The 11,448-nt window shown below is 54.5% G+C and carries 7 protein-coding genes; 5 read left to right on the top strand and 2 right to left on the bottom strand.

All coding sequences use genetic code 11. The features are described from left to right. The first annotated feature begins 3 nt into the window (after positions 1-3). Both hutH and B0B12_RS01665 read left to right on the top strand, forming a co-directional pair. Complete coding sequence (gene hutH / locus B0B12_RS01670; protein ID WP_076665766.1) at positions 4-1,509, top strand: histidine ammonia-lyase; 1,506 nt, start codon at positions 4-6, stop codon at positions 1,507-1,509. A 390-nt stretch (positions 1,510-1,899) separates the two neighbouring features. After that, positions 1,900-3,849, top strand: a complete 1,950-nt coding sequence (locus B0B12_RS01665; protein ID WP_139337747.1) for a T9SS type B sorting domain-containing protein — start codon at positions 1,900-1,902, stop codon at positions 3,847-3,849. A gap of 23 nt (positions 3,850-3,872) precedes the next feature. Here B0B12_RS01665 and B0B12_RS01660 read toward each other — a convergent pair whose 3' ends face one another. After that, positions 3,873-7,481: an outer membrane protein assembly factor BamB family protein gene (locus B0B12_RS01660; protein WP_076665764.1), complete on the bottom strand. Its 3,609-nt coding sequence runs from the start codon at positions 7,479-7,481 to the stop codon at positions 3,873-3,875. 457 nt (positions 7,482-7,938) lie between these two features. Between B0B12_RS01660 and B0B12_RS01655 the strand changes: the two genes are divergently transcribed. Together B0B12_RS01655 and B0B12_RS01650 are read left to right on the top strand one after the other, a co-directional pair. Further along, positions 7,939-8,274 (top strand): YbaB/EbfC family nucleoid-associated protein, encoded by a 336-nt coding sequence (locus B0B12_RS01655; protein WP_076665763.1) that lies wholly within the window; start codon positions 7,939-7,941, stop codon positions 8,272-8,274. Next, positions 8,264-9,286: a glycosyltransferase family 2 protein gene (locus B0B12_RS01650; RefSeq protein ID WP_076665762.1), complete on the top strand. Its 1,023-nt coding sequence runs from the start codon at positions 8,264-8,266 to the stop codon at positions 9,284-9,286. The genes B0B12_RS01655 and B0B12_RS01650 overlap by 11 nt, the downstream gene beginning before the upstream one ends. Here B0B12_RS01650 and B0B12_RS01645 read toward each other — a convergent pair. After that, positions 9,281-9,499, bottom strand: coding sequence for a PspC domain-containing protein (locus tag B0B12_RS01645; protein ID WP_007654962.1), 219 nt, complete (start codon positions 9,497-9,499; stop codon positions 9,281-9,283). The genes B0B12_RS01650 and B0B12_RS01645 overlap by 6 nt on opposite strands. Positions 9,500-9,629: 130 nt before the next feature. Between B0B12_RS01645 and B0B12_RS01640 the strand changes: the two genes are divergently transcribed. Continuing rightward, complete coding sequence (locus B0B12_RS01640) at positions 9,630-11,417, top strand: tetratricopeptide repeat protein (RefSeq protein WP_076665761.1); 1,788 nt, start codon at positions 9,630-9,632, stop codon at positions 11,415-11,417. Positions 11,418-11,448: the final 31 nt, after the last annotated feature.

The raw sequence follows: 11,448 nt of genomic DNA, 5'->3' as shown, positions 1-11,448 counted from the left end.
ACTATGAGCGACGTTCACCATATCTCCAGTCAGCACCTGAGCCTGGAGCGCATCGAGGAAATCATCAGCCGCAGGTATAGCCTGGCCCTTTCGCAGGAAGCGGAGGAGCGCATTCTGCACTGCTACAACTACCTGCACCGCAAGATCGCCAGCACCGACAAGAGCATTTATGGCATCAACACAGGCTTTGGATCGCTGTACAAAAAGCAGATATCGCACGACAACCTCGAGCAATTACAGCGCAACCTGATGATGTCGCACGCCTGCGGGATGGGCGACGAGGTGCCGGCTGAGGTGGTGAAACTGATGCTCTTGCTCAAGATTCAGTCGCTGGCTTATGGCAACAGCGGGGTGCAGCTGCAGACCGTAAAGCGCTTGATCGACTTCTATAACCGCGACATTTACCCGATCGTGTACCAGCAGGGCTCGCTCGGTGCCAGCGGCGACCTCGCACCGCTGGCCCACCTCTGCCTGCCGCTGATCGGTTTGGGTGAGGTATACTACCAGGGCTACCGACTGGAGAGTCGCCATGTGCTGGAGATGTTCAGTTGGGAGCCGATTGCCCTGCAGGCCAAAGAAGGCCTGGCTTTGCTCAACGGTACGCAATTTATGAGTGCCTATGGGGTGCACTGCTTGCTGCAGAGCCTGCGCTTGTCGCGCACAGCCGACGTGGTGGGTGCGCTGTCGCTGGATGCCTTTGATGGACGCATCGAGCCGTTCAACCACCTGATTCACCAGGCGCGTCCTCACCGAGGGCAAATTGAGACTGCCGCTACTTTCCGAGAGCTGCTGCAGGGCAGCGAGCTGATCGGCCAGTTCAAGCAGCATGTACAGGACCCTTACTCCTTCCGCTGCATTCCGCAGGTACACGGGGCCTCGAAAGACGCTATCCATTACACTGAGGGCGTGATTCTGACTGAGATCAATGCGGTGACCGATAACCCGAACATCTTCCCGGACGAGGACGAGATCATTTCAGGCGGCAACTTCCATGGGCAGCCGCTGGCTTTGGCGCTGGATTTCCTGGCAATTGCTTTGGCGGAGCTGGGCAGTATATCGGAGCGCCGTACTTACCAGCTCATCTCGGGTAGCCGCGGTTTACCGGATTTCCTGGTCGCGGAGCCAGGCCTGAACTCCGGCTTCATGATCACACAGTACACGGCTGCCTCTATCGTGAGCCAGACCAAACAACTCTGCACACCAGCTTCCATCGACACCATTCCTTCGTCCAACGGACAGGAGGACCACGTGAGCATGGGGTCGAATGCTGCTACCAAACTCTATAATGTAGTGCAGAATGTGGAACGCGTGCTGGCTATTGAGTTGATGAACGCGGCACAGGCGATGGAATTCAGACGACCACAACGCACTTCGGCGCCACTCGAACAATTACTGGCCGAATTCCGGGAGCAGATTCCGTTCGTGAGCACCGATCGCGTGATGCACCCGGACATGGAACGTAGCGTGTCTTTCCTCAGAACCTGCCATTTGCCGGCTGCTCTGGCTTAGAAAGCACTTCCTATTTCTGGAAATCCGCAACGGACTGAAAACCGTTGCGGATTTCTTTTTTATGCCTATTAGAAGTAGTACGACTAACCCATTAAGGGGATTATAGGGGTGTAAGTTCAGTCCTAAATGCTGCTGATAGACCAATGTGGGAGCCCCTCACAGCATCTGATGATCCTATACCTGTGCTTGTTGTCCTGACTTAAAAGCGCCACCTTCATGCATCGGATAAAGGACCAACGGCACTGGAAATCCAATACACAAAAGCTGTTATTGAAGTCGACTTCTCACAAATTAAGCTGAATCGCTGTGCTCCTATACCTAAAATTTAGGTATAGGCTTTTCTCCTATACCTTGCTTAGCTATATTCGTAGCACACCCTATACCTACTGCTTGAGATTCCTGCTTTTCATATCGCTTTTATTGACTGCTATACCTGTTTTGGGACAGGACGGCTGTTTTCGGGCTATACAGAATGGGCAGGAGGTGAAGGTGATTTGCGTCGGCGTACCTGTTTTTTTCGAGGATTGCAGCTCCGACCAGAATACGCAGTACACTACTTTTTACGACCCCGGTCCGAAGGCATTTGACCCTAAGAATTTCAACGAGAGCGAGTTAGTGAGTCGCGGCGCTGACGGCCGCTTTCAGTATACCTACACAGCGCCGGGCAAGTACATTATCACCCAGATCATCAACCGGGGAGGCGGCCAAAGCACCACCATCGAGCCCATGGAGTTTGAAGTGGTGGCTACTCCTGCTCCTGCTTTCTCAGTACAAGCCTGCGCCAGCCGATCGGTTCAAGTAACCATACCCGACACAGGCTACGACCTGTACGACATCGATTATGGCGACAATACCACAGTGCGGGGCGTGGCAGCCGGGGAGCAGCCACGTTATACCTATTCGGGCACTGCTTCCTCCTACACCATCCGGGTAAGCGGCAGGTATACATGCAGCTCATGCGAGAGCAGCTCCACCAGCACGGTTACGCTATTGCCAATTCCCCCTGCCCCGGTTATCGCTCAACTGGAGGTAGTGCGGGAAGCGGCAGACGGCGAGCTCCTGTTCACGTTCGAAAACCTGCAGCCCGGCTACCGCTACGTGCTGGAGCAGCGGACCACTGCGACCGGTAACTTTGTAGCCATCTATACAGGTACTCCTCTGACTCAAAACAGGCTGGCAAACTTCAGGGTCGGAAATGTAGACACCCGACAGCCCATCCAGTTCCGGATCCGCCCGGCCGATAACTGCGGCAATGAATTCCCCATCTTTTCGGCCCCTGTCAGCAGCCTGGTATTGGGCGTGCAGACGGGCAATGAACTTGCAAATCTTCGTTGGGCAGCTATAGCAGGGGGTGTCCAGGGCTATACTGTATTCCGAGACGGCAACCGGATTGGGGAACTCGGCAGTACCACAACCACTTATACCGACCTTAACTTGAGTTGCGGTCAAAACTACTGCTACCAGGTTCACAGCATCCTGCATAACGGGCAGAGCCGCTCGATCTCTGCCGCCCACTGCATACAGGCCACTTCCACCGCTACGCCACCGGCCGGCTACCTCTACAGCACCTACGACGAAAACAACCAGGTACAGCTTACCTTGACCCTCCCGCAGGGGCAGACAGTCCGGCAGGTACGCTACCTGCGCAGCATCGACGGCGTGCCCTTTGCCGATCTGCCCACCGACGGACAGACAACCTACACAGACGCACTGCAACCCCTCAATCCAGTGTGCTACCGCGCCAGCTATACCAACCCTTGCGACCGCAGCTCTACGCTCAGCAACACCACCTGCCCCATATACTTGGTCGCAATCTCTCAGGAAAACTCTCTGGCTATTTCGCTGGGTTGGACGGGTTATGTGGGTTTTCCGGATGGGGTGGGCGGCTACACCCTGGAGTTGCTGGACGCCAACAACATGGTTGTCAGCAGTTTGCCAGTTTCGGGCAACACCTACCTGGAACGCAACCCAAGCGATGAAATGCAGGAACTCCGCTACCGCATCCGGGTGACTTCAGGCAATGGCGGCGCCACTTCATATTCCAACACAGTGGTCATCCAACAGCCGCTACAAGTGCATATTCCGAACGCTTTCACCCCCAATGGCGACGGGCTAAACGATGTGCTCGAAGTAAAAGGCCGCTTTATCAGTTCCTTCAGCGTCAAGGTATACAACAGCGCTGGTCAGGTCGTATTTTCGGCGGATGACCGCAACACCTACTGGGACGGCACTTACCAGGGCAAGCCACAGCCAGCCGGTGCCTATGCCTACGAGGTGAACATTGTGAGCCAGAGCGGAGAAACAAAACGCCGTACCGGCACCGTCACGCTGCTGCGCTAGGATGGCCGACACGGCGATCTCCATTATCTTTTCACCATTATTTTAACGGACTTCACTTTGCCTCCACTCGTAATGCGCGCCAGGTACATGCCATCTTTCAGACCAGAAACATCCAGCTGTACCTCCGTCACTTCCCCGGCCTTTGCCAGGCCCTGCCTTGCCTGTTGCACCCGTGCCCCTTTCAAATCGAACAACTGAACTTCGTAAGCACTTTCCACATCCGCTGTAAAGCGAATCGTGGTGAGCGCATGGGCTGGGTTCGGATAAGCAAGCAGTTCGGCAGATGCTATACCTTGTATACCTTTCCCATTGGTGGCCAGCAGGTCGCGGTTGTCTTTTCTGCCGTTGATCTCGATGTTTCCCCGCCCGATACGTGGCCCGGTTTCTTGGCTGAGGTAGTAGATGTCACCGCCTGCCTCAAAGTTGTCGAATACCAGGTCATTGCCGCGGTCCATGTCCCAGATGCGGATGCGAAGCTGGTCGTTGGGGTCGTTTTTGCCCTTGCCGCCCGCATCACGAACCGACACGATGTAGCCAAAACGTCCGATGCCCTGCAACCGTGCGGTGCCTTTCCAGATAGCCTGGTTTCCGGTGATCACGAGCCAGTCGAGGGCGCCGCTTTGGGAGAATTTCTGCTTGTTCACGGTAAGCTGCACGGTACCCTGTGGCCTAGTAGCGTGCTTGTTCTGGTACCTAACAAAGAACGAGAACTCCGCTTCCAGCTTCTGGTTGTTGCCACCCAATCCAAAATCGGCTAAAGCAATACTGCCAGAGCCTTTCACATGGCCTGCCTCCGGATCGTAGATGACGTGCCACTGGTTGTAGTCGTTGTTAGCTGCCTTCAGGCAACTCTCCGAGAAGTCGAGCCCGACTTGATAGATGCCCGCCTGGGTATAGGTATGCTTGCCTGTGATGCGCGAGGTGCCGAAAGCGGTATACGACATCGTTGGCTCCGAGCCGTCGCCCCAGGTCCAACTCAGGCCGGTGTCTTCGTTGAGGATATGAGGTGAAAAGTCGGCGGTGGTGCGGGCCTCCCAGCCTGCCCGTATGGCATAAGGCGCCAGGTATAGCTGCACGTTCACAGGTATGGCGCACGGTTCTTCTGTAGACTGGGTGTATTTTACTAGCAGCACGTCTTGCTTGGTGTCGGGGTCATACACAATGCGGGCAACGATCACATTCCGGTCCGCATCCACAGCCAGCAACCCATCACCCGAATGCACTGGCTTCATTTCCTCCCATACCTTGGAGCCATCGGAGGTCAGCAATTTCACGGTGCGTAGGACCTGCTGTACGCCGTCCGTGTTCCAGCCAGTCACGTAAATTCCGCCCTGCTGGTCAAGTACCAGTTCAGACAGGACACCATCGTACGGTGATGCCCACACCACGCCCGGCGCTTCCGTGCTGAATTTGACCACATGAGCCTTGCCATTGATGAAGCATGTCACGTAAGCTCCTCCGGCATTGTCCACCATCAGGTTCTCTAAAGAGGTAGGTGTTGTCCCCTGGTCAGTCATGGGCTGACGCCAAACCAAGGCTCCGTTGGAGGCAGCAAATTTCAACAAATAGGACACACGCTCGCCTGTGTCCAGGTCGTCGAAGGCGGCCAGGTATACGCCCCCCGTATTGTCTACTGCCAGCCCCGAAACCCTATGCAGGGTTTGTCTGTTGCCGCTGTTGTAGATTTCCTGCCATAGCTCTCTGCCGTCACCTGACGCGTATTTGATCAGCACCAGGTTGTTCACAATGCCCGGCCCTGGTGCAGTGCCCGTCACGTATACCTCCCCTGCTTCATCCAGCGCAAAAGCCACCAGTTCATTCAGCACGTTATTCGGGTCGAACCTACCATATCGTTTCGTCCAGATGCTCGCTCCTGTGTCCGGGTTTATTTTCAGGAGGAAGTCCTCTGTCGCCACATCGGGTTGCAAACGGGTGGTACCCATCAGGTAAATGTTGCCTTGCAGGTCCAGTCTTATTTCCCTGCCTACATTGGCTTCGGTCGGCCCGTGGGTCGTTTCCCATAGCGCCTCACCTGTGGCCCCATCTACTTTATACAGCATAATGTCGGGCTGAGCATTACCTCTTGAAGCCTGCACCATGACGTACGCCGTACCCGTGGGATCCACAGCCAAATGCCTGGTATCGACACCTGTCGAGCTATTGTCGAACTGCCGCGACCAGAGCAAATCACCCGCTGCTGAGTACTTGAGTAAAACGGTGTGCAGATTTCTGTTGCCAGCATCATCAGTACCAGTCGATACCGTCATGTAAATATTCCCTGCATCGTCCGTCACCATATTGGTTGGCAGGTCTATACCTGAAAAAGTTTGCAGGAAGGTGAGGTTATAAACGAGCGCTCCTGTCGTTGTCTGGAGGCTTGCGGCGAAAAGGTGTGTTTCATCGGTACCAGTTGTGCCGGTCAGGTGTAAAGTGCCTGCCTCGGATAGGGCCATTCCCTGCAATAAATAGGTACTGTCTGCAGGAGAGGTATAGGTCCAAGCTACGTTCCCACGGCTGGCGTCATACCTGCGCACGGTGTAGGCGGCACTGTCCTGCCGGCTGCCCAGGTATAGGTTTCCAGCTTCGTCTGCCACCATATCGATGCTCCTACCTGCAAAGGTGGAAGACCAGCTTTGCGAGCCCGTGGAGGCGCTGTGGCGAGCCAGTCGGTTCTGGCCTTGCGAACTACTCCGCAGGTACAGCCCACCCGCTTCGTCTGCCAACAGCTGCTCAGGTATAGCGCTTCCGGCCATACTATGGAGCCATACCTGCCTGCCAGTGGCCGCATCGTACTTAAGCAGCGTGTTGGTCGATGGCTGATCAGGGTCGGAGGCATAGTGGATGCTCCAGGCATAAACTCCCCCTGCTTCGTCTACGGCAAGCTGCGCGGCGCGGTCCTGCAGATTAGTGTCGTACTGCATTTGCCAAACCAAAGAACCATCTGCACCACTGCGCTTCGTGGTCAGCATCTGGCTGGCATTCTGGTCTATGCCTGTGCTACCTGTCAGGTAGATGTCTCCCTGGCTGTCGAGGGCTATATCTGCCATCTGCTGGAACACGTTAGGGGCTACACTTCCGGATAAGGATTGTCGCCATGCCCTTTGCCCGGTGGTGGCATTGTACTTAAACAACTGCGTAAAATCGCCAGGCATCGTAAAGTGTCCGGAGCCTACCAGGATCACCCCTCCCCTATTATCGGCCAGCACCTGTATACCTGTCATCGTACTAAAGGGCGTCTCACTTTGCCGCCATACCTGTTTTCCATCTGCCAGGGCGTATTTTATCACGTCCACCATGGTTCTGGAGCCCATGTCCACTGTGGAAGTTACCACATAAAAACCCGTTTCATCAAGGGCGACATTCTTCACGGCATGTGGATACTGGAAGAAAGGAAAACGGTGCTGCCAAAGTACCTCGCCAGAGGGGTTGAATTTTGCTATGACATAACCATCATAACTGTTGGGAGAGCCCTGTGGGTTGATTCTGCTATTGCCCGCCACATAGGCATTGCCTGCGGCATCGACAGCACTGAGGGCACCTGACTCAAACGTGGGGATGGCGCTGTCGTAGCGTAGCTCCCATTCCTGTGTCACTTGCTGCGCCGTAGCCGGTAGGTTTGTTAGGTGCAGCAACAGAGATACTACAAGTAAAAATCCGAAGCCCCGATTGGGCAAGCTTAGAAAATGTGACATAGCAATACGGGTAAAATTTATTGGACCATATAGAACTGTTAGCAAGTGAAAGCAGGCATGAGATGACCGAGAAAAAGATAAAAAGGGTGAAAGAGGCAGGTAGAGAGCAACTACACGACAGGCAGCAAAAAAGTGGCCTGCGTAAAGTAATTTATTATATGCATTATTCCAATACGGAGGTTTCGCCTTTTAGGATAACTATTTTTTTAAGGAGGAGTGCAAAAAACACCTAGCCAGAATTGGACTGAATCAATAGAGAATATAGCAACCATTCTCCTTAACAGCACCATTATTCCTTTAATTTAAGATATGCTTGTATATTTGTATACCCCCTCGTAATAGATGGACGTTTATACCTGTACATAACACCAACAATACACCAAAAAGAAGATAGACTATGTTTGATATGATGGGCATGATGGGCAAGATGAAAGAAGTCCAGGCCAAAATGAAACAAGCGCAGGACAACCTGCAGCATATCACGGTAAGCGCCGAGTCGGGCGCGGGCTTGGTGAAGGCCACCGTGAACGGGCAGCGTAAGCTCCTCAAGATCGAAATCGACGACTCCATCCTGAACGCCAACGACCGCGACATGGTGAACGACCTGGTGGTGGCCGCCGTAAACAACGCCATGCTAACTGCAAGCGAGCGTGCAGCCGAAGAAATGAAGAAAAGCACAGAGGGCCTTTTACCTAACATCCCCGGTTTAGATCTAGGAAACTTTGGCCTCTAATCCCAGCCTCACGGCTATTGTCATACTTAACTGGAACGGGCTCCGCTATCTGCAGGAGTTTTTGCCGTCGGTAGTGGAAAACAGTGCAGGCTGCGAAGTGATCGTGGCCGACAATGCCTCTACCGATGGCTCCATCCCCTTCTTACAGGAGCACTTCCCGCAGGTGCGCATCATCCAAAACGACGACAACTACGGTTTCTGCGAAGGATACAACATTGCCCTGCGACAGGTAGAGGCTAAATACTACGTGCTGCTCAACTCCGACGTGCACGTGCCGCCAGCCTGGACGGAGCCGATTATTCAACTGATGGAGTCGGACGAGAACATCGCCGTTTGCCAGCCCAAGATCGTCGCGCAGCAGCACCCTGACTTTTTTGAATACGCTGGCGCGGGCGGTGGCCTGCTGGATGCGCTCGGCTACCCGTATTGCCGCGGGCGTTTGTTCGAGACGCTGGAGGAAGACAAAGGGCAGTACAACGATGTGGCGGAGGTGTTCTGGGCAACGGGCGCCTGCATGTTCGTGCGTTCCAATGTTTTTCACGGGCTAGGCGGCTTGGAGCCAGCTTTTTTTGCGCACATGGAGGAGATCGACTTCTGCTGGCGCGCCAAGAACGTGGGCTATAAGGTGATGTATAACGGCCACAGCCAGGTATACCACGTGGGAGGCGGCACGCTGCACAAGTCAAACCCGCGCAAAACATACCTGAATTTCCGGAATGGACTGGCCCTGCTGTACAAAAACCTGCCCGGCGGCGAGCTGTTTTCAACTGTTGTTATCCGGATTCTGCTGGACTGGCTGGCGGCCCTGCGCATGCTGATGGCAGGACAGTCGGCCGATGCCAAAGCGGTGCTGCGTGCGCATACCGACCTGCTGCGAAACAGCAAGTACTGGCGGCAGCGCAGAAAAGCACAGCAGCTGAAAGGCACTTTTCCAACTATGACGGGCGTTTACAGGGGGAGTATTGTGTGGCAGTACTTTGTGCGCCAGCGACGCACAGCGCGGGACCTATAAATCCCAGACGGTGCTGCGCTCGCGACGCAGGTGCTTGCTCACGTTCATCCAGAAAGCCATGATGAAGTACAGGATGATAGGTGAGCCCAGTGTGAAAAACGAAATGTAGATGAAGGACAGGCGAATGCTGCTAGAGGCTATTCCAAGCTTCTCTCCCAACATGGCGCAGACACCAAAAGCCTGAGATTCGATAAAGTATTGTAGCCTTTTCACTTTCGTTTGATTTAAAATTAAAAGTAGGAAATTTATAGATTTTCGTCAAAGATTATCGACAAAAATCAAGGTACGGCAGCTAAACAACGGCTGTACCAGCTATATCTTACGTTGGTTACCTCAATCTGATATGAAACACAACAAAAAAAACGTCGCTTTGTTTCTGCCGCTTGCCGTGGTGATGCTCTCTGCCAACACAGGTTGCACCCTGCAGCGCATGGTAAAACAGGCCAAAAAGCAGGAAATTGAAGTGACGCCCAATCCCCTCGTAGCAAATGGACAGGAGGTGGTATTTGAAATGAAGGCCACCTTGCCCGAGAAAATGCTTCGCAAAAACCAGGACTACCGCTACAAGATTGATGTGGTATACGAAGCTGCCGGTCAGCAGCGCGAGCAATTGGGCGCCCTCAACTTCGACCTGGGCAATTACCTGTACGAAAACAATCGCCCGACCATCACACAGGAGTTCACCTTCCCCTACGCACCGCACAAGAACAAGGGTAAGCTGCTGGTGCAGGGCACCGTCATTGACAAACGCAAGCGCGACCGCGTGGCCTATACCCCGGAGGAGCAGGTAGCCACCGGCCTGAACACCACCGCCCTGCTGATGGTGCGCAGTAACGACTATACCTATGTGCCCGATAACTACAAAACCATCGCCGAGGGTCCTGCCACCATCCTGTTCTACTTCGACGAGAACCAGTTCGCCACCAAAAACTACCTGGGCGAAAACCTGCCCGTGCTGGACCAGTACGCCATGGACACGGTGAAGCAGCAGACCATCAAGGTGATCGGCAGTCAGGCACCCAATGAAAAAGGCACCGACCTGGCCCAGAAGCGCGCCAAGGCCCTGGCCGACTACTATAGAACCAAAGTTGGTTTGCTCGACTACTCCGGCAAGAAAATAGAGATCAGTACCGAAACGGAACCGACCGACTGGGCAGCCCTGTTGGAGCGCGTGAATAAATCAGCGTTGCCTAAGGCACAGAAGCAGGAAGTTGCCACCATGCTGCAAGGCACCGGTTCTGACAAGCAGAAAACGGACGCCCTGCAGCAGAGTGCAGCCTTCGAGTACATCCGCAAGTACATTTACCCGACCATGCGTTTTGCCCGCGTGGAGGTGGACTATAACCGCGCCCGCAAATCGGACTATGAGCTATACCTGCTAGCCCGCCGCATTGCCGAAGACAGCCTGAGCGCGCAAGCCCTCACGGCCGAAGAACTGCAGTACGCCGCGACGCTGACACCACTATTGGCCGAGCGCCGCAAACTCTACGAGGCGGCCGTGAAAACCACCGACTTGTGGCCCGCCTACTACAACCTGGGTGTGGTGTATACCGAAATGGCCCGCAAAGAGTACCGTCCGAAGGCAAAAGAAGCCCTACTGGACAAAGCCATCCACAACCTGAACTTCGCCGGCTTCCGCAACCCGACTGCCGAAGTAAATTATGCCTTGGCCAGTGCCTACCACCTGCGTGGCGAGCGCGAAAAAGCACTGCAGATCTACGACTACGCCATCAAACTGGGTGGCGAGCAGGAGCTCCTGCACCGCATCTTCACCGACAAAGCCGCGCTGGAAATGGAGATGGGCCTCTACGACGAAGCTATCCGCAGCCTGACCTACTCCGGCGACGACTACCAGACGAACATGAACCTGGGTTTAAGTTATATGCTGAAAGAAAATTACGAAGGTGCCCGCCAGTACTACGAAAAGGCTTTGGAGCTGAAAGAGGAAGATCCGCTGGCGCACTACTCGCTGGCCGTATTGGGCGCGCGCATGCAGAACGAGGGCATGGTGCGCATTCACCTGCGAAGGGCCATTCAGCGCGATCGCAGCTATATGGAACGGGCCTTCGACGACCCGGAATTCGCCGCTTATCATGGGAAACAAGCCTTCCGGGAGGGGATGATACGATAAGTTCCCGCTTATACATTGCAAATTGAAAGAG

The sequence above is a fragment of the Pontibacter indicus genome, from assembly GCF_900156345.1.
In the GTDB taxonomy this organism is placed as follows: Bacteria; Bacteroidota; Bacteroidia; order Cytophagales; family Hymenobacteraceae; genus Pontibacter; species Pontibacter indicus.
This window is presented reverse-complemented; position numbering and strand designations above follow the sequence as displayed.

Bases quoted from the DNA above. Each gene is read 5' to 3' on its own strand.
- hutH (WP_076665766.1), top strand. From the start codon at position 4: ATGAGCGACGTTCACCATATCTCCAGTCAGCACCTGAGCCTGGAGCGC.
- B0B12_RS01655 (WP_076665763.1), top strand. From the start codon at position 7,939: ATGTTTGATATGATGGGCATGATGGGCAAGATGAAAGAAGTCCAGGCC.
- B0B12_RS01640 (WP_076665761.1), top strand. From the start codon at position 9,630: ATGAAACACAACAAAAAAAACGTCGCTTTGTTTCTGCCGCTTGCCGTG.